The sequence below is a fragment of the Erwinia typographi genome, assembly GCF_000773975.1.
Taxonomy (GTDB): Bacteria; Pseudomonadota; Gammaproteobacteria; order Enterobacterales; family Enterobacteriaceae; genus Erwinia; species Erwinia typographi.
Genome location: NZ_JRUQ01000044.1, coordinates 84,270 through 107,390 on the forward strand (window position 1 = coordinate 84,270; position 23,121 = coordinate 107,390).

A 23,121-nucleotide genomic window follows, 5' to 3' on the forward strand; every position below is an offset into this window, starting at 1 on the left:
TCACCGTCGGGTAGCGATTAAATTTCGTCTGGCGTGCGCAGGTTGGTGACGGCAATACGTTCCGCCTGCTTTCTTTCACGTTCCGACTGCATATTGGCGCGATAAACACCCTGATCGCCTACCACCCACGAGAGCGGTCGACGCTCTTTTCCGATGGATTCCTGCAACAGCAGCAGCGCCTGCATATAGGCTTCCGGGCGCGGTGGGCAGCCAGGAATATAGACGTCAACCGGCAGGAACTTATCCACGCCCTGCACCACTGAATAAATGTCGTACATCCCGCCGGAGTTGGCGCAGGCTCCCATTGAGATCACCCATTTTGGCTCCAGCATCTGGTCATACAGACGCTGAACGACCGGGGCCATCTTGGTGAAGCAGGTACCGGCAACCACCATGAAATCCGCCTGGCGCGGCGAGGCGCGAATAACTTCGGAACCGAAGCGAGCCACGTCGTGCACCGAGGTGAACGAGGTAGTCATTTCGACGTAACAGCAGGAAAGGCCGAAGTTAAACGGCCACAGGGAGTTTTTACGCCCCCAGTTCACCATATCGTGCAGAGCATGTTCTAACTTGCCCATATAGACGTTTTGATGAACGTGCTTTTCCAGGGGATCGGTGACGATCTCCTGTTTCTGTAATGGGTAACGGTCATTCTCGCCGTTCGGGTCCGCGCGGGTGAGCGTGTAGTCCATCTTTAAGCCTCGCTTTTACTGCGTATGACGGTTGGAGTGCGAGATAGTAGTTGGCTTGACCACCACACGACGAGGTGCGGGAGCCCAATCCAGCGCGCGAATACGTACCAGATAAACCAAACCAGCCAGCAGTACCAAAATGAAAATGGTGGCTTCCACAAAGCCGACCCATCCGCTTTCACGGATCGCTGTCGACCAGGCGTATAAATAGAGGGCTTCAACGTCGAAGATGACGAAGAACATGGCAACCAGATAGAACTTGGCGGACATCCGAAGGTGAGTTGTCCCTACCGCAGGCGCACCAGACTCGAAAGGCGTGTTTGTATATCTTCCTCGGGCTTTTCCACCTAAAAACCATGCTCCGGCCAGCATTGCGCAGCAAAGGCCCACGGCGACGATCAGGAATACAGCAAAAGCCCAATGCTGGGCGATAACTTCTGTAGTTGTAGACATACGCTCTGCTTAATTCAACAAGGGGTGACAGGTATGCTGCTCTGTTATCGGCAGTTAACCCACCCCATCGATTCAAGGGAAAAATAAAAAACCTTATAAATTTTGCTGTCTTTTTTGATTAGGCAGCGATTTTATGGGGTTTTTTACTCCTTTCTATAACCTTCTGTCAACTTTGACAAAAGTATCCACACATTAATTTACACCGATAGCATTTATTTAACATTCGATGCGCAGAAAATGAGCTAAATCGAGTCAGTTCTGCCTTTCAGTCAAAGTGTAGCGGGTATTTCCCTGCATGGATCGCGGATTTAACAATGCCTATTTTGGCAGGATTTGCCGCTTTTTCCTTCCCCTTACTGGGGCTATTTTTTTGATCCAGCACACAGTTTTGTCTTTTATGGTGCAAAACAGAGCGGACAGGCCTGCGCAAAATGCGTTCAGTAACGTTGCCCGGAAAGTGAATCAGTCATGTCGGGGGGCAAAAAACCAGCAGCGAAGGTTTTTGCAGCAGAGGGGAAATTTGCCAGGCGGGAACGGGACAAAAAACACAGTGAAAATTAAAATAAATAAGCCTTTCAGTGCATCACTGCACCGAAAGGCTTAATTTAGTCAGATAACACTTATTTATTAATGAAAATTAACAACTAACGATATCGATTGCGCGTAAGTTCTACTCTTCCTCATCGGAGAAAGAATCGCTGTTCTGCCCCTGCCCCGCAACGGTCAGATTGTAGGGATCGTTGCTCGACTCCATAGCATTGAAGATGGCCAGCGCCAGTTCATTGTCACTGTCAGGATTACGGCACAGCAGATATTCCGTATCTGGCAGAACCGGCAGCCCCTCAGCCGCCCCCATCACCCGCAGCTCGGGACTCATCATCTCTACAGGACGAGCGGTAACGCCCAGACCAGCCTTAACCGCTGCGCGAACGGCCGCCAGGGTTGAAGCCACGTAAGAGATACGCCACGGGATGCCGGCCTCGTTCAGGTGGTCGATCGCCATATCGCGGTACGGGCTTGGCTCATCCAGCAGCACCAGCGGAATCGCTTCCCCACGCTGGAAGATGTAGTCAGCCGCGCAGTACCAAAGCGTTGGCGAAGTACGCAATACCTGCCAGGTGAAGTTCATCGGGCTGGAGGTGGTAACGACCAGATCCACTTCCCCCTGATTTAACATCTCCATCATAAAGGGATTGCGCTTCACCCGGACGTCAATCGCCAGCTTAGGATAGACGGACGTGACGCGGTTCAGCAGGAACGGTAAGATGGTGTCGGACGTATCGTCAGAGGCGCCGATGGTCAGCACGCCCTGGATATTGCTGTACATCAATGAAGTACAGGCCTCATCATTGAAGCGCAAAATTTTTCTGGCATAGCCCAGCAGCTGAATGCCGTGCTCGGTCAGTAATTTGTTACGTCCATGTCTGGCAAACAGCTCTTTGCCCACCAGTTGTTCCAGACGTTGCATCTGCTGGCTCACGGCCGACTGCGTTCTGGACACCGCCACTGCCGCGGCAGCAAAGGTGTTCAGATCGGCAACGGCGACAAACGTTCTTAGCAGATCGAGGTCAAGGTTTAGGATCGGACGATTTGCACTAGTCATGTTTTCTTCACTTTATAAGATTTATACGAACAGCTACCCTGGTGTTATTACCATCTGTATCAAGAGGATACAGTGATAATGAATGTGCGGCGCTCAGCGGCACGCGACATTACTCTCATCGCAGACGTCAAAACGCCAACAGCCTGAATATCCCCGGCTTACGCCGCAGGTAGGGCTGATAACAGTTTGTTCCGTCTGATACATCATTAATGCACGCAGCACTCACTCATAAGTTGCAGAAAGTGGCGTAAAAATGGTCAATTGACTCCGCCAGCCTGACAAAAAAATTGGGCCGGGGTGCTGTTAATGTAAAACAACCATTCAAAATTGAACGACCAGAACGCTGTGGCTACAGCGGAATAATGATAAGCCAGACTTAAGCTTATCGGTGGCGATCCGTTACTTCACTTCGCCTCAGAGACCTGCATACAAGGTGCAAAGTCCTCTAAATATCATCCTGACATACTGTCGATTACTTTTTAAGCCCCAATCTTATTATTCTTATCAGTAAAGCAACATTTTATTGGCGAAAGCCTGTCCAGACGGCCTTTCGCATGAAAAATTTACCATTCAGTGCGCTACCCGCCCCCCGATCGACAAACCGCCCCCGGTCTTGGGAGGTAAGTCGGTGAAAATGGCGTAAAGCTAAACTGGTCATTTTATAATCACTCAATTAAGCTATTTTTGACAATTACCGCATTCATCAATCCATCGTTTTTTACCAAATACTTACAGAAAACGAACATCCTGGCCATTGAAGATTTCTCTGACTTGCAGATTAAGGCCGGTTAACTAGTTTTAAGTTCCATCGCCCCGGAAGTTATTAGCAGATTATACCAATTCATCCTCCACATCCCGGCCCTCCTTCCGGCGACTAAAGACGACTACGGTGGATTTACTCAGCTAACGCATCTAAGCCTCAGGATGCCCTTCAAAAGCGCCGCAGACAGGAGTACATTGTGCGGGTTTAGTTTTCCATGGCTGGAACGCAGTTCTGTGAGGCAAAGGCGAGAGAAATGAATCCAATTGAAAAATCAGACAAGCTGGATAACGTTTGTTACGACATCCGTGGCCCGGTGTTAAAAGAAGCAAAACGTCTTGAGGAAGAAGGCAACAAAGTTCTCAAGCTCAACATTGGCAACCCGGCGCCGTTTGGTTTTGAAGCCCCTGATGAGATTCTGGTGGATGTCATCCGCAATCTGCCCAGCGCGCAGGGTTATTGCGATTCAAAAGGCCTCTACCCGGCACGTAAGGCGATTGTTCAACACTATCAGGCTCGCGATATGCGCGACATGACGGTGGAAGATGTTTACATCGGCAACGGCGTATCGGAACTGATCGTGCAGTCAATGCAGGCGCTGCTGAACATGGGCGACGAAATGCTGGTTCCCGCGCCTGACTATCCGCTCTGGACCGCCGCCGTTTCGCTGTCCAGCGGTAATGCGGTGCACTACCTTTGCGATGAATCCGCAGGCTGGTTCCCGGACCTGGACGATATTCGCAGCAAAATCACCCCCCGCACGCGCGGTATCGTGATTATCAACCCGAATAACCCAACCGGTGCGGTTTACAGCAAAGAGCTGCTGCTGGAAGTGGTTGAAATTGCGCGTCAGCATAATTTGATCATCTTCGCCGATGAAATCTACGACAAGATCCTTTATGACGCGGCGCAGCACCACTCAATCGCCGCCCTCGCGCCGGATCTGTTGACCATTACCTTCAACGGCCTGTCCAAAACCTATCGCGTAGCCGGTTTCCGCCAGGGGTGGATGGTGCTTAACGGCCCGAAAAAGCACGCAAAAGGCTATATTGAAGGGCTGGAAATGCTGGCGTCCATGCGTCTGTGCGCCAACGTCCCGGCTCAGCACGCTATTCAGACCGCGCTGGGCGGCTACCAGAGCATTAGTGAATTTATCGCGCCGGGCGGCAGGCTGTATGAACAGCGCAACCGCGCCTGGGAGCTGATCAATGACATTCCCGGCGTTAGCTGCGTGAAGCCGGAGGGGGCGCTGTATATGTTCCCGCGCATCGATGCGAAAAAATTCAATCTGCACGACGATCAGAAGATGGTGCTGGACTTCCTGCTACAGGAGAAAGTCCTGCTGGTGCAGGGTACGGCGTTTAACTGGCCGCACCCTGATCACGTCCGCATCGTTACCCTGCCCTACGTCAATGAGCTCGAAATGGCGATCGGCAAGTTTGGCCGCTTCCTTGAGGGCTATCGCCAGTAGCCTGGACAAAAGAGCCACGGTATAGCGCTGACTCGGCCAGCAGGAAGGCGTTATACTGGCAGCAGAGGGAACGGAGCCGTTCGTTCCCCGCGGTCAAGCCACAGGAAAGCCTCACATGAACCAGAGCCATTTTTTCGCCCATCTCTCCCGCCTGAAACTGATCAACCGCTGGCCCCTGATGCGCAACGTGCGCACGGAAAACGTCTCTGAGCACAGCCTGCAAGTTGCGATGGTCGCCCATGCGCTGGCGGTGATTAAAAATCAAAAATTCAATGGCAACCTCAACGCGGAACGCATCGCACTGATGGCGATGTACCACGACGCCAGCGAAGTGCTGACCGGCGATTTACCTACTCCGGTGAAGTACTACAATGCGCAGATTGCTCACGAATATAAGAAGATTGAAAAAATTGCCCAGCTGAAGCTGATTGATATGCTGCCTGAAGAGCTGCGCAGCGCCTATCGTCCCCTGCTGGATGAGCAGCAGCATAGCGAAGGCGAGAAGGCGATAGTCAAACAGGCCGATGCCCTCTGCGCCTATGTAAAATGTCTCGAAGAGCTGTCCGCTGGCAATCATGAATTTCAGCTGGCTAAGGCACGTCTGGAGAAGACCCTCTCCGAGCGCCACAGCCCGGAAATGGACTACTTCGTTGAGGTATTTGTCCCCAGCTTCAACCTGTCGCTGGACGAAATCAGTCAGGAATCACTGTAGCCCTAAAAGGGGAACAGCAGCGGCACCAGCAGCACGCTGACCACCATGACGATCAGGGTAAAGGGTACGCCTATTTTGACGAAATCGCTAAACCGGTAGCCGCCGGGGCCAAGCACCAGCGTATTCACCGGTGAGGATACCGGCGTCATAAAGGCTGCGGAAGCGGCTACCGCGACGATCATCGTAAAGGGATAGGGGGAAACGCCCATCTGCTGGGCGGCCGCTACGCCGATCGGCGCCATCAGCACCGCCGTCGCGGTATTGGAAATAAACAGCCCGATGGTGGCGCAGAGTACAAACAGGCAAAGCAGCATCACATGCGGGCTTTTCCCTCCCGCCACTTCCATCAGACCATCCACCACCAGCGCCACGCCGCCGGTCTTCTGCAAAGCCAGCGCAAACGGCATCATGCCAACGATCAGGATTAGACCCGGCCAGTGGATGGAGCGGTAGGCGCTCTCCATATCAATGCAGCGAAACTTGCCCATTAGCAGGCAGGCGATCAGCGCAGCAACCGGGTTGGGGATAACGTTGGTCAGCATCATCGCCACCATCAGCACCAGGCAGAAAATGGCGTGCGGCGCCTGACTGGGCGCAGGCGCCACGTCATCCTCTTCGGCGGGCAGGTTCAGCAGGATCAGCTCGCGCTGCTGCCGGATAGCGCGGACTTTTTTCCAGTCACCAATCACCAGCAGCGTGTCGCCCATCTCCAGCGGCCGGTCCGTCAGCACGCCGTCAAGCAGTTCTCCCCGACGGCGGATACCTACCACGCTGACATCATAGCGGCTGCGAAAGGCGATTTCCCGCAGGGTTTTGCCCTGCAACGAGGAGTCCGGGATAATTACCGCTTCGGCCATGCCGACATCCTGAGCGCGATCGGAGAAATATTCACCGCGCAGGATCATCGGCTCCAGCAGCTGCTCGCTGCAAAATTCGCGCAGGTCAATCCCGGCGGCGGACATATCAATCAGCAGTACATCCCTCGGCCGCAGCTCCGTGGTTCCCGTTACCGGCACCATCACCCGGCGAAACTTGCGCCAGCGCTCCAGGCCAACCACGTTAATGCCATAGCGCTCGCGCAGCTGTAAATCGTCCAGCCGCTGGCCAATCAGCGGCGAACCGGCGCGCAGGCCCAAACGCCTGGCTCTGCCGCTTAGCTTGTAGTCGCGGATCAGGTCACGGAAGGTCTTTCTCAACTGCTGTTTGCTGCCCTCCTCCTTGCCCGGCGTCACCAGCCAGAAGCGCGCTACCAGCATATAGCCAATGCCAAGAAACAGCGCCACCAGCCCCACCGGCGTGACGTCAAAGAATTTGAAACCCGGCAACCCTTCGCGCAGCAGCTCGCTGTTGACCACCAGATTAGGCGGCGTGGCCACCAGCGTCATCATGCCGCTGATCAGCCCGGCGAAGCTGAGCGGCATCATCAACCGCCCCGGTGAGCTACCCATTTTCGCCGCCACGCTGAGCACCACAGGAATAAAGATTGCCACCACGCCGGTCGAGCTCATAAACGCCCCCAGCCCGGCGACCGTCAGCATCAGCAGCACCAGCATTTTTGTTTCGCTGCTGCCCGCCATTTTGATCAGCCACTCGCCCATCTTCAGCGCCACGCCGGTGCGCACCAGCCCTTCGCCAATCACGAACAGCGCGGCAATGAGGATAACGTTAGGATCGCTGAAGCCGAGGGTGGCTTCCTGCAGCGTCAGGGTGCCGCTGAGCACAAAGACGACGATCACCAGCAGCGCGATAGCATCCATGCGAAGTCTGCCGGAGATAAATAACAGAATGGTGATAAGCAGCAGGCTGACGACCCAAATCAACTCTTTGTTCACGCAAGATCCCGATAAGAAGGAGACGGTTCCCATCATCGCATAGAAAAAACCCCGCTATAGCGGGGTTACATCATGTCTCAGTGCTTTCTGTGCACATCAATCGTCCCATCGGGATTTTTATGAATGATCAGCTCTTCCAGCGAGTTGAGCACCATATCAACGTCTTCCAGCCTTGGCGACCCCTCCGGGGCATTGACCGCCACTACGTGGCAGCCCGCGGCCAGACCAGAGAGGATCCCGGCGGCGGCATCTTCAACCACCACGCACTCTTCCGGCTCCAGAGCCAGCAGCTGCGCACCGAGCAGGTAAGCATCGGGTTCGGGCTTGCCATGCTGCACGCGTTCGGCGGTGACAAACGCTTCAGGTTCGGGCAGCCCCGCCGCTTTGCGGCGGGCCGAAGCAACGGGTACCGAACCTGAGGTGACGATCGCCCACGGAATATCCAGCTCATCCAGCGTTGCCAGCAGCTGGAGCGCCCCCGGCAGCGCGATAATGCCGTCGATGTCTTCAGCCTCAATTTTCTCCAGAGCGAAGAATTCTTGCTGAATGGCCTCTTCCGAAGAGCCGGCCATAAAGTGACGCAGTGAGAAGATAGCCTGCTTGCCGTGAATAAAGTTCAGCACCTCATCAGCAGCGATGCCGCGCGGCGATGCCCAGTTTACCCAGGCGCGTTCGACTGCCGGTAAGGAATCCACCAGCGTGCCATCCAGATCAAACAGAAAACCTTTACACTTCACTACGCTTTTCCTTCCTCATGCGTTGATGATTTGCGCGATCTCGTTCGCACTCAAATGGTACTGCCTTGGACAAGTGTGCCATACAGTGAGCATACGTTGATACTTTTCCCACATCGGCGTTTGCGCGTTAAACCCGTGAGTACCGGAATCAAAATGCGTGTAGCGACCTTCTATATTTACCATAAACCGCACGTAACCGAGGTAGCGAGCTTCTGTCGCGGCGTCAAAACCGAGGAAAGCAAGGCGGCGTTCTTCAATAGAGGAAGGATCTTTCAGATTTGTCCAGGACACATGCAGCGCGTGGTGCAGCTCCATCACATCAATGATGCTGCGGCAAACGTCTTCGCTCAGTTCACCAAACTCACGATCCAGCTCGCGCATTTGCAGGCCGTATCCCCGTTCGATAATGGTTTGCTGACGGCGATAGCGCTCGGCATTATCGGGATCGAGCATGATCATCATTTTGTACTGGTTTGAGAGGATCAGGCGCTGGGCATTGGTCATTTCCATCATTAACTCCTGTGCCACGGTGGGCAAAACGAAATCTGAAGGTGATGACTAAGGATCGCACAACTGGCCGTGGTGAGGAACGTCAAGCAGACGCTTCTTTGATCCAAACCGGGTTTCGTCAGATTAATGCGCGCGAAACCCAGTCTGGAAATTAGAGATCGTCGAGGAAAGTCTTATCAAGCTGTTTAAATGCCCGCTTTAATACGTCAGCAAGGGACTGATAGGTCGGTTTACCTTCTATCGGGGCTATCGCCTGACCAGCGGCCTGTAGCTTTTCCCGCACTTCGTGGAACCAGCTGAGCAGCCCGGGAGGCAGCGGAGTCACCGAACGCTTGCCGAGCCACCACAGTCCCTGCATTGGCAGGCTACAGGCAAACAGCGCCGTGGCGACGGCCGGACCAAGCTGACCGCCGAGCGCAATCTGCCAGGTCATGGAGAAAATGGCCAGCGGCGGCATAAAGCGGATCGCAAACCGCGTCGCTCTGGAGACGCGATTCTCAGGAAACATAGGAGCCAGGCGCTTATCCACGGGCCAGGTCTTCATATAATGCTGCCCACGCTGGAACAGTTTAAACCAACCGACGGTGCCGGATTCATTAGCCATGGCTGACCTCAACTTCACAGATAAAAATTAAACAAAAAACACAACTAAACAACTTTACCTTACATCCTTCAAAATATTTTGTCTTTAACAGGCACACTGGTTATCCTGTGCGCGATTGTTGTAAGGCTGTATCAGGGTAAACATAACCCTGCATGGAAAAACAGCATCAATCGCTTAAAATTCAAAAAAACACGCAAAATTTATAAAACTTTTTTGCTTTTGGACAAAATTTGCCGTGAGCATGACATTCATCATTAATGTACCAGCTTTCATGCGCTACGCTGATAGTCTGATTGAGTTTTTTTTCGCCACTTTTAATCAATAGGACCTTCCATGTCGAGTAAGTTAGTCTTGGTTCTGAACTGCGGCAGTTCTTCCCTGAAGTTTGCCATCATCGATCCGGCAAATGGTGAAGAATTCCTCTCCGGTTTAGCTGAATGTTTCCACCTGCCAGAAGCGCGCATTAAGTGGAAGATGGAAGGGGCTAAACACGAAGAGGCCTTGGGTGCCGGCGCTGCGCACAGCGAAGCCCTCAACTTCATCGTTAAAACTATTCTGGCACAAAAACCAGAGCTATCCGCACTAATCACTGCAATTGGTCACCGCATCGTTCACGGCGGCGAAAAACTGACCCAGTCAGTGGTTATTGACCAGAATGTGATTCAGGGCATTAAAGACGCCTCATCCTTTGCCCCACTGCATAACCCTGCGCACCTGATCGGCATTGATGAAGCGATGAAAAACTTCCCGCACCTCTCCGATAAGAATGTGGCGGTTTTCGACACGGCTTTCCATCAGACAATGCCGGAAGAGTCATATCTGTATGCCCTGCCGTACAAACTGTACCGCGAGCACGGCGTCCGCCGCTATGGCGCGCACGGCACCAGCCACTTCTACGTCACGCAGGAAGCGGCCAAAGTGCTGAATAAACCGGTTGAAGAGCTGAATATCATCACCTGCCACCTCGGCAACGGGGGATCGGTTTCCGCCATCCGTAACGGCGTCTGCGTGGATACCTCAATGGGTCTGACCCCGCTTGAAGGCCTGGTGATGGGCACCCGCTCAGGCGATATCGATCCTGCGGTAGTGTTCTTCCTGCACGACACGCTGGGTATGAGCGTGGATGCCATCAACAAGCTGCTGACCAAAGAGTCTGGCCTGCTGGGCCTGACCGAAGTCACCAGCGACTGCCGCTACGTTGAAGATAACTACACCAGTAAAGCAGATGCTAAGCGCGCGATGGACGTTTATTGCCACCGCCTGGCGAAGTACATCGGTTCCTACACCGCTCTGATGGATGGTCGTCTTGACGCGGTCATCTTCACCGGCGGCATCGGTGAAAACGCGGCGATGGTTCGCGAACTGTCGCTGGGCCGACTGGCTCTGCTCGGCTTTGACGTCGACCATGAGCGCAACCTGGCCGCCCGCTTCGGCAAATCCGGCTTTATTAATAAAGAAGGTACGCGTCCGGCTCTGGTTATCCCAACCAACGAAGAGCTGGTGATTGCCCAGGACGCCAGCCGTCTGACTGCATAAGCCCTTCTCTCCGTCAGCTCAGGCTGACGGAGTTGTTTTTGGCACCAGTAACTTTTCGAGAGGTTTATCGTGTCTCGTACTATTATGCTAATCCCTACCGGCACCAGCGTCGGTTTAACCAGTATCAGCCTCGGCGTTATCCGCGCGATGGAGCGTAAAGGCGTGCGTCTCAGCGTCTTCAAGCCGATCGCCCAGCCGCGCTCCGGCGGCAACACGCCGGATCAAACCACCACCATTATCCGTAAAAGCTCTTCTATCCCCGCCGCCGAACCGCTGCAAATGAGCCGCGTGGAGTCGCTGCTGGGTTCGAACCAGCAGGACGTGCTGATGGAAGAGATCATCGCGCGCTATCATGAAAATACCAAAGATGCCGAAGTGGTGCTGGTCGAAGGCCTGGTGCCCACCCGCAAACACCAGTTTGCCTCCGCGCTGAACTATGAAATTGCTAAAACGCTGAATGCCGAAATCGTCTTCGTCATGTCGCTGGGCAATGATTCGCCAGCCCAGCTGAAAGAGCGCATTGAGCTGTCGCAAAGCAGCTTCGGCGGCAGCAAGAATAAAAGCATTACCGGGGTGATCATCAACAAGCTGAACGCGCCGGTTGACGATCAGGGCCGCACCCGTCCAGACCTGTCAGAGATTTTCGACGACTCGACCAAAGCCAGCGTAGCCAATATCGATCCCCACCAGCTGTTCGCCAACAGCCCGCTGCCGGTGCTGGGCTGCGTGCCGTGGAGCTTCGATCTGATCGCCACCCGCGCCATCGATATGTGCCGCCACCTGAATGCCGAGGTGATTAACGAAGGGGATATTCAGACCCGTCGGGTAAAATCCGTCACCTTCTGCGCACGCAGCATTCCGCATATGCTCGAGCACTTCCGCCCTGGCTCCCTGCTGGTCACCTCAGCAGACCGCCCTGACGTGCTGGTGGCCGCCTGCCTCGCCGCGATGAACGGCGTGGAGATTGGCGCCATCCTGCTGACCGGCGGCTATCAGATCGATGAGCCAATCCGCAAGCTGTGCGAGCGAGCCTTCGCGACCGGCCTGCCGGTGTTTATGGTGAAAACCAACACCTGGCAGACCTCGCTGAGCCTGCAAAGCTTTAACCTGGAAGTGCCCAGCGACGACACGCAGCGTATTGAGCGCGTGCAGGAGTATGTCGCCAGCCATATCGATTCCGACTGGATCGAGTCGCTGACCGCGGCTTCAGAGCGCAGCCGTCGCCTCTCTCCTCCGGCGTTCCGCTACCAGCTTACCGAGCTGGCGCGTAAGGCAGGCAAACGCATTGTGCTGCCGGAAGGCGAAGAGCCGCGCACGATTAAAGCGGCGTCAATCTGTGCCGAGCGCGGCATCGCCAGCTGTATCCTGTTGGGCAACCCGGACGAGATTCAGCGCGTCGCCACGGTACAGGGCGTTGAGCTGGGCAAAGGTATTGAGATTGTCGACCCGGAAGCGGTGCGCGAGAACTACGTTGCCCGCCTGGTTGAGCTGCGTAAGAGCAAAGGCATGACCGAAGTGGTAGCCCAGGAGCAGCTGGAAGATAACGTCATGCTCGGCACCATGATGCTGGAGCGTGGCGAAGTGGACGGCCTGGTTTCTGGGGCCATTCACACCACGGCCAACACCATTCGCCCTCCGCTACAGCTGATCAAAACGGCGCCGAACAGCTCGCTGGTTTCTTCCGTGTTCTTCATGCTGCTGCCTGAGCAGGTGCTGGTTTATGGCGACTGCGCCATCAACCCAGACCCGAACCCGGAACAGCTGGCGGAAATCGCCATTCAGTCAGCGGACTCGGCGCTGGCGTTCGGCATTGAGCCACGCGTAGCGATGATCTCCTACTCTACCGGCGATTCTGGCGCCGGTAGCGACGTGGAAAAAGTGCGTGAGGCTACGCGCATCGCGCAGGAAAAACGTCCGGACCTGGTGATCGACGGCCCATTACAGTATGACGCCGCCATCATGGCCGACGTGGCTAAATCCAAAGCGCCAAACTCGCCGGTCGCGGGCCGTGCTACCGTGTTCATCTTCCCTGACCTGAACACCGGCAATACTACCTATAAAGCCGTACAGCGCTCAGCCGACCTGATCTCCATCGGGCCAATGCTACAGGGGATGCGTAAACCGGTAAACGATCTGTCACGCGGCGCGCTGGTAGACGACATTGTCTACACTATCGCGCTGACCGCCATTCAGTCTAAGCAGGCTGAAGGCTAAGCCCGCTCGCTTAGCTAAAAAACCAAAGGCCGCTTATGCGGCCTTTTTTATATTCAGCAGCATAATCCGCTACTGGATCATTACATCCAGCGCCCGCAGGTGCTGCGGCTGCCAGGAGAGCGTAACCTCGCTTCCGGCCTTCCAGCGGCTGTCCACTTTGGCTGGCGTCAACTTCACCATAAAGTTCCCCTGGCCGCCGACTTCCGTCAGCATCCGTACGTGATCGCCGAGATAGATAAACTGTTGAATTCTGGCGCACACCTGCTGATCGCCCGCTTCCGGCGCGTTAACGTTAACCCGCTCCGGGCGAATGCTGAGCTGGATTTTTTTTCCCGGCGAGCTGGGCCGGACTTTTAACGCGTCCAGCTGGGTTCCGTCATCCAGCCGCACCTGGTAGTAATCCCCCTGCGAAGCCAGCTGGGTCGCCAGCAAACTGTTATTTTCACCGATAAACTGCGCCACGAAGGCGTTGGAAGGCTGCTCATACAGGCGACTCGGGCTGTCCATTTGCTGGATCATGCCGTCGTTGAATACCGCCACGCGATTCGACATAGTCATCGCCTCGCTCTGATCGTGGGTAACATAGACGATCGTCAGGCCGAGCATTTCATGCAGCTGCTTGATTTCCATCTGCATATGCTCGCGCAGCTGCTTATCCAGCGCGCCCAGCGGCTCGTCCATCAGCACCAATTTTGGCTCAAACACCAGCGCCCTGGCCAGCGCGACGCGCTGCTGCTGCCCGCCGGACATCTGTGCCGGGTAACGGTCGGCCAGCGAGGTAAGTTTGATCATATCCAGGATCCGCGCCACGCGATCCTTTACGTCCGCTTTGCTCAACTTGCGAATCGACAGCGGGAACGCCAGATTTTCCGCTACCGTCATGTGGGGAAACAGCGCATAGTTCTGGAACACCATGCCGATATCCCGCTGGTGCGGAGGCAAGGTGTGCAGCGGCTTATCCCGCAGGAAAATCTCGCCGTCCGTCGGCGTTTCAAACCCAGCCAGCATCATCAGGCTGGTGGTTTTGCCGGAGCCGGAAGGCCCCAAAAGGGTGAGAAATTCCCCCTCCTGCACGTCAAGATTGAGATTGCGCACCACCAGCTTTTCGCCGTCGTAGCTCTTTTTGATGTTCTTAAAACTGACCAGTGATCTCATGGCATTCTCTCGTCCAGGCAGGAAAAATGTCTCAGGGCTGTCCGGTTAACCCGGCGAGCCAAAGGGGTAGCTCCCTTTTAGCTCTACCACACCATTTTTCCTTTCCACAAGCAGAATTTGACAACCCGCCCCGACTAAAACTCAATAAACACAAACTAACTCACTAATTTAAATAATATTTAAATATTTTAAAATTTACGGTCATTCAACAGGCCGTAGAATCAGGCAATCTTTTATGCACCACAATCGTGCAGACGCCCTTTTTTAATGCAAAGCATCAGCCAGGCTTCAGCCGACGCTTGAGGCAGTGCAGCACTGGGACAAAGGTGGTTGCCATATTTTGCTCCTCGACGCAGGCATAGCCCAGTAGCAGGCCGCGTCGGCTGGTGCCGCGAAGGTAATAGGCCGACAGCGGACGTGTCAGCACCCCCTGTTGCTCCAGCTCTGCCGCCACGGCGACATCGTCGATGCTGTCGGGCAGCGACAGGATCAGGTGCAGTCCGGCGTTGCTCTGCTGGGCCAGAAAGTCAGCGCCAAGCCCGGTGACGATCGCCTCCACCAGCGCGGCGCGACGTCGGCTGTAGAGCTGGCGCATCCGCCGAACGTGGGCCGCATAGTGCCCTTCGCGAATAAACTCCGCCAGCGTCAGCTGCACCAGCCCATTCCCGCCGCGATACAGCTCGGAATGGGCCATTTTCATTCTGGCGGCCAGCGGTTTAGGCACCACCATGTAGCTCAGGCGCAGGCCGGGATAGAGAGTTTTGCTGAACGTGCCGAGATAGATAACCGGCGCGTCTGGTGACAGCCCCTGAAGCGCCGGGATGGGGTTGTCGCCAAAGCGGAACTCGCCGTCGTAATCATCCTCAACCACCCAGCTTCCGGCATTTTTCGCCAGCGCCAGCAGTTGCTGGCGGCGCTGCAAACTCATCACCGAACCAAGCGGATACTGATGCGAGGGCGTCACGCAAATCAGCCTTGGCGGGCGACCTGCCGGGCTGAAATCCGCCACGTTCGGCAACACCATCCCCTGCTCATCCACCGACGTCGGCAAAAGTTCCACGCCGTTCACCGCCAGCACGTTGCGAAATCCCCAGTAGCCCGGCTCTTCAATCCACGCGCTGTCGCCAGGATCGCAGAGCATTTTCGCCAGCAGATCCAACGACTGATGCGTGCCGGCGGTAATCAGGATCTGGTCCGGCGAACAGTTCAGCGAACGGATTACCCGCAGGTAGTCAGCCAGCGCCTGCTGCAACTGCACGCAGCCGCCGTGGTTGGAGTAGCTCAACGCCTCCACCGGCATCCGGCGGCTCAGCCGCAGCTGAATTTTACGCCAGATATCATGGGGCATATGGCTGACGTCCGGCACGCCGGGCATAAACGCCCCCCACTGATAGGCGCCAGCTCCGCTGCGGGTCAGCACGCGCGTACCGCGGCTGGAGAGCCGGATATAGTTAAACGGTTTCCCGGCCGCGGCCACCGGCGCGTTGGCTTCGGGCGCTATCTCAGGCAGACGCTCGCATACGAAGGTGCCGCTGCCGGTGCGGGTTTGCAGATAGCCTTCCGACTGGAGCTGCTCGTAGGCCGACAGCACCGTATTTCGCGATACGGAGAGCTCTTTCGCCAGATCGCGCGAGGCGGGCAGACGGCTACCTGTCGCGATGTCTCCCTGCTGGATGGCCGATTGCAAAACATCGTACAGGCGCTTGCCCAGCGCGCCTGCGGGAGCCTGGCTTAAGCGGTGTGCGAGCAGGTCGCCAAGTAACGTTCGCAAAATTGGTACCTCGAAATAAAAAAAACTGGCTCTGGATTATAAAACCCACAAAACGTTAAAAACTAGTCAGCCCAATTCGGCGTGGACACTCCCACGCCATGACATCTGATGAGGTAGAACCATGAACAGTGAAGTGCAACAGCGTCGTTTAGCTGCCACGCCGCGCGGCGTAGGCGTCATGTGTGATTTCTACGCCGTTCGCGCGGAAAACGCCACGCTGTGGGACCACCAGGGACGAGAGTATACCGATTTTACCGCCGGGATCGCCGTACTGAATACCGGCCATCGCCATCCAAAGCTGGTTGAAGCCGTTCGCAGCCAGCTGGAGTGCTTCACGCATACCGCCTTTCAGGTGATCCCCTATGAAAACTATCTGCTGCTGGCCGAGCGTCTGAACAAGCTGGTGCCCGTTGCCGGTCCGGCCAAAACGACCTTTTTCTCCACCGGTGCGGAAGCGGTGGAAAACGCGGTGAAAATCGCCCGTGCCGCCACCGGCCGCCCTGGCGTTATCGCCTTTACCGGCGCTTTCCACGGCCGCACCCTGATGACCATGAGCCTGACCGGCAAAGTGGCCCCTTACAAAACCGGCTTTGGCCCGTTCCCTGGCTCCGTATTCCACGCACGCTATCCCAACGAGCTGCATGGCTACAGCGTTGATGATGCGATGGAGAGCCTCGAAACTCTTTTCCGTTGCGACATCAGCCCACAGGAAGTGGCTGCCATTATCTTCGAACCCATTCAGGGCGAAGGCGGCTTTAATATCGCCCCGGCCGGGTTTGTCAGCCAGCTGCGCCAGCTGTGCGACCAGCACGGCATCCTGCTGATTGCCGATGAAATTCAGACTGGCTTTGCCCGCACCGGCAGACTGTTTGCCAGCGACTACTACCCGGACGCCAAACCAGACCTGATAACCATGGCGAAAAGCCTCGGCGGAGGGCTGCCCATTTCTGCCGTCTCTGGCCGGGCTGAGGTGATGGATGCCCCTCTCCCGGGCGGGCTCGGCGGAACCTATGCCGGTAACCCGCTGGCTATTGCCTCGTCGCTGGCGGTACTGGAAGTGATTGAAGAAGAAAGGCTGTGCGAACGGGCGCTGCGCCTGGGGGCTGAACTGGTGGAAACCCTGAACGGCAGCGGCAACCCGGCGCTGGTCGAAGTCCGCGCCAGAGGCTCAATGGTGGCGGCCGAATTTAACGACCCGGCCAGCGGCAAACCTTCCGCTGAAATCGCCAAAGCTATCCAGCAAAAAGCCCTGGCGCAGGGACTGATTTTGCTGACCTGCGGCGTTCACGGCAACGTGATCCGCTTCCTTTATCCGCTGACCATTCCAGACGCACAGTTCAAAAAAGCGCTGGCATTGCTCTCTGAGCTGCTGCGGGACTGAACACCTCGCACTCTGGCATAAATACTGCATTTAACGCACCGGCAGCTTTGTCTGCTGATAACAATAACGACGGGAGTTTTGGCATGGTTAACAAGTTAGCAATACTCATTCTGGCTGCTTTTGCCGTACAGGCTCAGGCAGAAACGCTGACCGTAGTCTCTTTTGGCGGCACCAACAAGGATGCGCAGGATAAGGCTTTCTACAAACCTTTTATGGCCGCGGGCAAAGGCACCATTGAAGCCGGCGAGTATAACGGCGAGATGGCCCGCATCCGTGCGATGGTTGAAACCGGTCAGATCGGCTGGGACGTGGTCGAGCTGGAAACGCCTGAATTACAGCGCGGCTGCGAAGAGGGTCTGTTTGAAACGCTGGACTGGAACAAGCTGGGCAAGAAAGCCGACTTTATCCCTGCTGCCGTTACCGAATGCGGCGCCGGGATTTTCGTCTGGTCTACCGTCCTGACCTATGACGCGACCAGGCTGAAAAAAGGGCCAACCAGCTGGGCTGACTTCTGGGACACCAAAGATTTCCCCGGCAAGCGTGCGCTGCGTAAGAGCGCCAAATACACGCTGGAAATCGCTCTGATGGCCGACGGCGTAAAGCGTGAAGACATCTATAAAGTCCTCGCTACGCCTGCGGGCGTCGACCGCGCGTTCAAGAAGCTTGACCAGATTAAGCCGAACATTCAGTGGTGGGAATCCGGCGCGCAGCCTCTGCAATGGCTGGTTTCCGGCGACGTGGTGATGAGCTCCGCCTATAACGGCCGTATTGGCGCCGCGCAGGCGGAAGGACACAACTTTAAGATCGTCTGGGACAACGCGCTCTACGATCTGGATAACTGGGCCATCGTTAAAGGATCTAAGCATAAAGCGCTGGCGGAACAGTTTATCGCCTTCGCCAACCAGCCCGAGAACCAGAAAGTCTTTGCCGAAAATATCCCTTACGGTCCGACCAATATCCATGCTGGCAAAATGCTGGCCCCTGAGCGCCTGAGCACTCTGCCTACCGCGCCGGATAATCTGGCCAAATCGTTGCAGGTGAGCAGTGATTTCTGGCTGGAACACGGCGAGGATCTTGAACAGCGCTTCAACGCCTGGGCGGCTAAGTAAGTCAGGACGGCCGGGCCTTTTACCGGGCCTGGCCGCCACAGTATTAAGGAGTCAGCAATGAGTCAAAATCCGCTTCTGGAGCCCATTATGCCCAACGCAGTGCAAGGCGAACCCTCTCTCAGCCAGCGTCTGCGCAGGATAGACCGGGCAAAAACCTACCGCTCACTGATGCTGATAGCGCCTTTGCTGATCTTCGTCGTGGTCTGTTTTCTCTTTCCGATAGCTTCCATCCTGAGTAAAAGCGTCGAAAACCCCGAGTTCCGGGACACCCTGCCGGCAACCAGCGCCGCGCTGGCGGAGTGGTAAGGCAAAGCGCTTCCTGACGAGGCGCTGTACGCTACGCTTGGTAAAGAGCTGAAGGCCGCACGCGAGCAGGGCCAGATTGCCGCCGTCGCCAAACGCATGAGCTATGAAGATCCCAGTTTCCGCCGCCTGATGGTTAGCGCTCCGCGGCTGGTTCCCGACTCGGGCGAACAGGTGAAAGAAGCGATGATCGCCGGCCAGCCGCTGTGGGGGGAACTTTCTACCTGGCAAACCCTGCAGCGTGCCGCTAAGCCGCTGACCAGCTATTACCTGCTTTCCGTGTTCGACCGCAAGGTGGACGTCAATACCGGCGAGGTTGTGCCGCTCCCTGCCGACCAGGCGCTGTATGTCAACGTGCTGCTGCGCACGCTATGGATGGCGCTGGTTGTGACGCTGCTGTGCGTCGGCATCGGCTATCCGCTGGCTTACTGGCTGGCAAGGCAGCCGGCTAACCGCGCCAATCTGCTGATGATTCTGGTGCTGCTGCCGTTCTGGACCTCGCTGATTGTCCGCACCGCCAGTTGGATCGTGCTGCTTCAGTCTGGCGGCCTGATTAACCGGGCGCTGATGGGCATTGGTCTCATCGATCATCCGCTGACGCTGGTGTTCAATCGTGTCGGGGTTTTTATCTCGATGACCCATATTCTGCTGCCGTTTATCGTGCTGCCTTTGTATGCGGTGATGAAAGGAATTTCCCCCACCTACGTGCGCGCGGCGGTTTCCCTGGGCGCGCATCCGTTTCTCGCCTTCTGGCGAGTCTACGTGCCGCAGACCTATGCCGGAATTACCGCTGGCGCGCTGCTGGTCTTTATGATGGCCATAGGCTACTACGTGACGCCAGCCCTGTTAGGCGGGCCAGATGACCAGATGGTTAGCTACTTCGTCGCCTTCTTCACCAACAGCACCATGAACTGGGGAATGGCCGCCGCGCTGGGTAGCCAGCTGCTGATTATTGTCATGCTGCTGTACGTGGTTTATGTCCGCGTGACCCGCACCTCTGCCGAATCGGCAGCCCATTAAGGAGACAATCATGAGACAAAATGGAAGCCAGCTGCTGCGCCTGTGGAACGCCTTCTTTAACTTTTATGGCGCGGCGGCGCTGCTTTTTCTGATAATACCGATTCTGGTGATTGTGCCGCTGTCATTTAATTCCAGCTCGTTCCTGAGCTATCCGCTGAGCGGCTTTTCGCTGCGCTGGTACCAGACATTCTTCCATTCGCAGGAGTGGCTGAATGCGTTGGGGAATAGCCTGATTATTGCGCCGATGGCAACGTTGCTGGCGACCGTGCTGGGCGTTCTGGCTTCGATGGGACTGGTGCGGGGTGAGTTTCGGGGCAAAGGTATCGTGATGGCGATCGTTATCTCACCCATGGTCGCGCCGGTGGTGATCATTGCGGTCGGCATGTTCTTCTTCTTTGCTAAGCTCTCGCTGCTGAACAGCTACCTCGGGCTGGTACTGGCCCACGCGCTACTTGGCGTACCTTTTGTGGTCATAACTGTAGTCGCGGTATTAAAAAGTTATGACACCACACTTTCCCGTGCGGCGGCCAGCCTTGGCGCTTCCCCTCTTTATACCTTCAGTAAGGTGACGCTTCCGCTGATCGCTCCCGGCGTATTTTCCGGCGCGCTTTTTGCCTTTGCCGCCTCGTTTGACGAAGTGGTAGTCACGCTGTTCCTTGCCAGCCCGCGTCAGCGAACCTTACCCATCCAGATGTTTGCCGGGATCAGGGAGAACCTGGACCCGACCATCGCCGCTGCCGCATCGATTATGATCGGCGCCTCTTTAATCCTGCTAATCACTATGGAGCTGCTAAGAAGGCGAGGCGAGAAGATGCGACAGGCCAGCCCGGGACACTGAGAAATCCAGCACCTACCTTCACGCTAAAGCAAAAAAGGGGACGAAGCATCGTCCCCTTTTCTTTGCGGCTCAGATTGCGACTCAGGCCGAACGGCTGGCATCCTGATTGACGCGGTCGGATTCACTGTTGCGGCTCAGCCACAGCGAGAGCGCTTTCAGCGAATCGTCGGTGAACTCATCGCAGCGGGCGGTGATTTCTTCCGGCGTCATCCAGAAGACTTCATCTACCTCTTCCTCCTGCATGGCGAAAGGACCGTGCGATACGCAGCTGAACAGGCCGCCCCAGACGCGGCAGTTCTGATCCTCAAAGTAGAACAGCCCGTGTTCCGCAAACGGAACGTCGGCAATGCCCAGCTCCTCCTCCGCCTCGCGACGCGCCGATTCAAGCATCTCTTCCCCGCTCTGCACCACGCCACCGGCGGTCGCGTCCAGCATCCCAGGCATGAAGTCTTTGATCTCGGTACGGCGCTGTACCAGAATTTTCCCCATCCCATCGTGTACCACGATGTAGGTCGCGCGATGGCGTAAACATTGTGCCCGCATTTGCGCGCGGCTGGACTGTGCAACAACCTCGTTATCTTCGTTAACGATGTCTACCCACTCCGTGCCGCTCTCTTGCTCCACCATCCGTAACCCTTATTAGTTCTGGCGCATCAGCGCTCGTTTACTTTTGCCCGCACAGTGTGCCACGGACCATCGAAAAATTATAATCCACCAGTGTGATTAGCAGCCGGTCTTGGACGATTCTGAGAGCCACAGCTGTACAGAAGCGCGCTGCCACTGGAAATGCGCGTAATCCGCCACGCGGTCCGGCATCGCGTCGCCGTGCAGTGCCAGGCGGTTAATCATCACCGCCAGGTCGGTATCGGCAATCGACCACTCGCCAAACAGGTTCTGCTGGCCCTCTTTTAGCAGCAGCTCAACGCCGTCAAACAGCTTCTGCGCTGACGCCTGCGCCGACTCGCTTAAAGGTGGAAAGGTTTCTCCGGCAAATAACACTTCCGTCGGTCGTTCCTGGCGGAGTGGCTGAAAATCGCTGCGCAGCCAGGCCTGGATTTCACGCGCTTTCGCCCGCTTCTCACGATCGCGCGGATAGAGGCGCTCATATTCCGGTGCCGGAAAACGTTCTTCAAGATATTCGGCAATTGCGGAAGATTCAGAAAGCAGGAAATTCTCAATTTCCAGGGTAGGCACCCGGCGGGTCAGGGAAATAGCGCGGTAAGCCTCCTGCAGATGCTCGCTGCTGGCGAGGTCAATACGCTGCATGGAGAACGGAATGCCCTTCTCGCTGAGCGCGACAAAGGCGGACATCACATAGGGGCTGAAAAAACAGGCATCGGACCACAGCGTTACGTTTGGGTAGTTCATCCTGATATCCTTACAAGGCGGCGTCTGCAACCTGTTTACCCATTTTTTCGCACAAAGGCAATCCCCCAAACTTCACCTAAGCTGAAAGCAGGCTGTTGGATTTTTTACTTCTCTGATTTAAGGACGGACAGCATGCATATTTTACTGACGGGCGGCACCGGCCTGATTGGCAGCCACCTGGTCCCTCTTCTGCTACAGCGGGGCTGGCAGGTCAGCGTGGTAACCCGCGACGTAGCGGCCGCCCGCAGCAGGCTGGGTGAAGCGGTTAACCTCTGGTCCGGTCTGGATCAGCAGCGCGATTTGAACGACGTCGATGCGGTGATCAACCTGGCGGGCGAGCCGATTGCCGATAAGCGCTGGACGGAGCAGCAGAAGCGTCTGCTCTGCGAAAGCCGCTGGCAAATCACCGAGCGGCTGGCGACGTTAATCAATGCCAGCACAACGCCGCCCTCGGTGCTGATCTCCGGTTCCGCCACCGGCTTTTACGGCGATACGGGCGATCTGGTGCTCACCGAGGACGACCCCGGTCATGATGAGTTTACCCACCAGCTTTGCGCCCACTGGGAGAAACTGGCGCAGGCGGCAGAAAGTGAACAAACGCGAGTCTGCCTGCTAAGAACCGGCGTGATTCTGGCGAAAGAAGGCGGCGCGCTGAGCAAGATGAAGCTGCCCTTCAGGATGGGCGTTGGCGGCCCGATTGGCAGCGGCAAACAGTATATGTCGTGGATCCATCTGGACGATATGCTGAGCGCCATTCTGTGGTTACTGGACAGCCCTGAGTTGCGGGGACCGTTCAATATGGTCGCGCCCTATGCCGTGCGCAACGAGCAGTTTGCCGCGACACTGGGAGAGGCTATGCACCGCCCAGCCTTTATGCGCACGCCTGCGGCCGCCATTAAGCTGATCATGGGTGAATCGGCGATTCTGGTGCTTGGCGGACAGCATGTGCTGCCCAGGAGGCTGGAGGAATCTGGCTTCACCTTCCGCTGGTATCGACTGGAAGAAGCACTGGAAGACGTGCTGTAAACTGCCGTCTGTAGGGCTGAGAAAGT

The 23,121-nt window shown here is 56.1% G+C and carries 19 protein-coding genes and 1 pseudogene; 9 read left to right on the top strand and 11 right to left on the bottom strand.

What is annotated here, in order from left to right:
• Positions 1-17 precede the first annotated feature (17 nt).
• From NG99_RS15655 to lrhA, 3 genes are all read right to left on the bottom strand, one after another.
• Complete coding sequence (locus NG99_RS15655) at positions 18-692, bottom strand: NuoB/complex I 20 kDa subunit family protein (protein ID WP_034894873.1); 675 nt, start codon at positions 690-692, stop codon at positions 18-20.
• Between the two features lie 15 nt (positions 693-707).
• Entirely contained in the window at positions 708-1,145 is a 438-nt protein-coding gene (locus tag NG99_RS15660) for an NADH-quinone oxidoreductase subunit A (protein ID WP_034894875.1), read from the bottom strand.
• Between the two features lie 670 nt (positions 1,146-1,815).
• Positions 1,816-2,748 carry a transcriptional regulator LrhA gene (gene lrhA / locus NG99_RS15665; RefSeq protein WP_034894879.1) on the bottom strand — a complete coding sequence of 311 codons (933 nt, stop codon included), beginning with the start codon at positions 2,746-2,748 and terminating at the stop codon, positions 1,816-1,818.
• 1,016 nt (positions 2,749-3,764) lie between these two features.
• Here lrhA and NG99_RS15670 point away from each other — a divergent pair.
• The gene (locus NG99_RS15670) at positions 3,765-4,979 is read left to right on the top strand and encodes a pyridoxal phosphate-dependent aminotransferase (protein WP_034894882.1); all 1,215 of its coding nucleotides are present in this window, start codon (positions 3,765-3,767) and stop codon (positions 4,977-4,979) included.
• A 115-nt stretch (positions 4,980-5,094) separates the two neighbouring features.
• Complete coding sequence (gene yfbR / locus NG99_RS15675) at positions 5,095-5,691, top strand: 5'-deoxynucleotidase (RefSeq protein ID WP_034894885.1); 597 nt, start codon at positions 5,095-5,097, stop codon at positions 5,689-5,691.
• A 2-nt stretch (positions 5,692-5,693) separates the two neighbouring features.
• On the opposite strand, the gene NG99_RS15680 is transcribed toward yfbR, so the two are convergent.
• The 4 genes from NG99_RS15680 to yfbV all read right to left on the bottom strand — a co-directional run bounded on the left by NG99_RS15680 (position 5,694) and on the right by yfbV (position 9,374).
• On the bottom strand, positions 5,694-7,523 hold the full coding sequence (locus tag NG99_RS15680; protein WP_034894888.1) for an SLC13 family permease: 1,830 nt from the start codon (positions 7,521-7,523) through the stop codon (positions 5,694-5,696).
• 77 nt (positions 7,524-7,600) lie between these two features.
• Complete coding sequence (locus tag NG99_RS15685) at positions 7,601-8,260, bottom strand: sugar phosphatase (protein ID WP_034894891.1); 660 nt, start codon at positions 8,258-8,260, stop codon at positions 7,601-7,603.
• 15 nt (positions 8,261-8,275) lie between these two features.
• Positions 8,276-8,770, bottom strand: a complete 495-nt coding sequence (locus tag NG99_RS15690; RefSeq protein WP_034894894.1) for a YfbU family protein — start codon at positions 8,768-8,770, stop codon at positions 8,276-8,278.
• Positions 8,771-8,921: 151 nt separating this feature from the next.
• Positions 8,922-9,374, bottom strand: coding sequence for a terminus macrodomain insulation protein YfbV (gene yfbV / locus NG99_RS15695; RefSeq protein WP_034894897.1), 453 nt, complete (start codon positions 9,372-9,374; stop codon positions 8,922-8,924).
• Between the two features lie 333 nt (positions 9,375-9,707).
• Here yfbV and ackA point away from each other — a divergent pair, with 333 nt between their 5' ends.
• Both ackA and pta read left to right on the top strand, forming a co-directional pair.
• Positions 9,708-10,910 (top strand): acetate kinase, encoded by a 1,203-nt coding sequence (ackA, locus tag NG99_RS15700; protein ID WP_034894900.1) that lies wholly within the window; start codon positions 9,708-9,710, stop codon positions 10,908-10,910.
• Between the two features lie 69 nt (positions 10,911-10,979).
• On the top strand, positions 10,980-13,124 hold the full coding sequence (gene pta / locus NG99_RS15705) for a phosphate acetyltransferase (protein ID WP_456297741.1): 2,145 nt from the start codon (positions 10,980-10,982) through the stop codon (positions 13,122-13,124).
• 69 nt (positions 13,125-13,193) lie between these two features.
• Here pta and NG99_RS15710 read toward each other — a convergent pair whose 3' ends face one another.
• Complete coding sequence (locus tag NG99_RS15710) at positions 13,194-14,279, bottom strand: ABC transporter ATP-binding protein (RefSeq protein ID WP_034894906.1); 1,086 nt, start codon at positions 14,277-14,279, stop codon at positions 13,194-13,196.
• A gap of 277 nt (positions 14,280-14,556) precedes the next feature.
• A complete protein-coding gene (gene pdxR / locus NG99_RS15715; RefSeq protein WP_034894908.1) occupies positions 14,557-16,050 on the bottom strand; it encodes a MocR-like pyridoxine biosynthesis transcription factor PdxR in 1,494 nt (497 codons plus the stop codon).
• A gap of 121 nt (positions 16,051-16,171) precedes the next feature.
• Between pdxR and NG99_RS15720 the strand changes: the two genes are divergently transcribed.
• From NG99_RS15720 to NG99_RS15735, 4 genes and pseudogenes are all read left to right on the top strand, one after another.
• On the top strand, positions 16,172-17,431 hold the full coding sequence (locus NG99_RS15720; RefSeq protein ID WP_034894911.1) for a 4-aminobutyrate--2-oxoglutarate transaminase: 1,260 nt from the start codon (positions 16,172-16,174) through the stop codon (positions 17,429-17,431).
• Positions 17,432-17,514: 83 nt separating this feature from the next.
• Positions 17,515-18,540 (top strand): ABC transporter substrate-binding protein, encoded by a 1,026-nt coding sequence (locus NG99_RS15725; RefSeq protein WP_034894914.1) that lies wholly within the window; start codon positions 17,515-17,517, stop codon positions 18,538-18,540.
• 57 nt (positions 18,541-18,597) lie between these two features.
• A pseudogene (locus NG99_RS15730) lies at positions 18,598-19,863 on the top strand (ABC transporter permease).
• Positions 19,864-19,873: 10 nt separating this feature from the next.
• Positions 19,874-20,701, top strand: coding sequence for an ABC transporter permease (locus NG99_RS15735; protein WP_034894917.1), 828 nt, complete (start codon positions 19,874-19,876; stop codon positions 20,699-20,701).
• Between the two features lie 81 nt (positions 20,702-20,782).
• Here the strand turns inward: NG99_RS15735 and yfcD are convergent, their stop codons facing one another.
• Together yfcD and yfcF are read right to left on the bottom strand one after the other, a co-directional pair.
• Positions 20,783-21,328 (bottom strand): NUDIX hydrolase YfcD, encoded by a 546-nt coding sequence (yfcD, locus tag NG99_RS15740; protein ID WP_034894920.1) that lies wholly within the window; start codon positions 21,326-21,328, stop codon positions 20,783-20,785.
• A 96-nt stretch (positions 21,329-21,424) separates the two neighbouring features.
• Complete coding sequence (gene yfcF / locus NG99_RS15745; RefSeq protein WP_034894923.1) at positions 21,425-22,069, bottom strand: glutathione transferase; 645 nt, start codon at positions 22,067-22,069, stop codon at positions 21,425-21,427.
• Between the two features lie 132 nt (positions 22,070-22,201).
• Here yfcF and NG99_RS15750 point away from each other — a divergent pair, with 132 nt between their 5' ends.
• A complete protein-coding gene (locus NG99_RS15750) occupies positions 22,202-23,095 on the top strand; it encodes a TIGR01777 family oxidoreductase (protein WP_034894925.1) in 894 nt (297 codons plus the stop codon).
• Positions 23,096-23,121 lie beyond the last annotated feature (26 nt).

Excerpts from the sequence above, each read along its gene's own strand:
- NG99_RS15720 (WP_034894911.1), top strand. The coding sequence starts at position 16,172 with ATGAACAGTGAAGTGCAACAGCGTCGTTTAGCTGCCACGCCGCGCGGC.
- lrhA (WP_034894879.1), bottom strand. The coding sequence starts at position 2,748 with ATGACTAGTGCAAATCGTCCGATCCTAAACCTTGACCTCGATCTGCTA.
- NG99_RS15735 (WP_034894917.1), top strand. The coding sequence starts at position 19,874 with ATGAGACAAAATGGAAGCCAGCTGCTGCGCCTGTGGAACGCCTTCTTT.
- NG99_RS15690 (WP_034894894.1), bottom strand. The coding sequence starts at position 8,770 with ATGGAAATGACCAATGCCCAGCGCCTGATCCTCTCAAACCAGTACAAA.
- NG99_RS15670 (WP_034894882.1), top strand. The coding sequence starts at position 3,765 with ATGAATCCAATTGAAAAATCAGACAAGCTGGATAACGTTTGTTACGAC.
- yfcF (WP_034894923.1), bottom strand. The coding sequence starts at position 22,069 with ATGAACTACCCAAACGTAACGCTGTGGTCCGATGCCTGTTTTTTCAGC.
- NG99_RS15750 (WP_034894925.1), top strand. The coding sequence starts at position 22,202 with ATGCATATTTTACTGACGGGCGGCACCGGCCTGATTGGCAGCCACCTG.
- yfbV (WP_034894897.1), bottom strand. The coding sequence starts at position 9,374 with ATGGCTAATGAATCCGGCACCGTCGGTTGGTTTAAACTGTTCCAGCGT.
- NG99_RS15660 (WP_034894875.1), bottom strand. The coding sequence starts at position 1,145 with ATGTCTACAACTACAGAAGTTATCGCCCAGCATTGGGCTTTTGCTGTA.
- yfbR (WP_034894885.1), top strand. The coding sequence starts at position 5,095 with ATGAACCAGAGCCATTTTTTCGCCCATCTCTCCCGCCTGAAACTGATC.
- NG99_RS15725 (WP_034894914.1), top strand. The coding sequence starts at position 17,515 with ATGGTTAACAAGTTAGCAATACTCATTCTGGCTGCTTTTGCCGTACAG.
- ackA (WP_034894900.1), top strand. The coding sequence starts at position 9,708 with ATGTCGAGTAAGTTAGTCTTGGTTCTGAACTGCGGCAGTTCTTCCCTG.
- yfcD (WP_034894920.1), bottom strand. The coding sequence starts at position 21,328 with ATGGTGGAGCAAGAGAGCGGCACGGAGTGGGTAGACATCGTTAACGAA.
- NG99_RS15655 (WP_034894873.1), bottom strand. The coding sequence starts at position 692 with ATGGACTACACGCTCACCCGCGCGGACCCGAACGGCGAGAATGACCGT.
- NG99_RS15710 (WP_034894906.1), bottom strand. The coding sequence starts at position 14,279 with ATGAGATCACTGGTCAGTTTTAAGAACATCAAAAAGAGCTACGACGGC.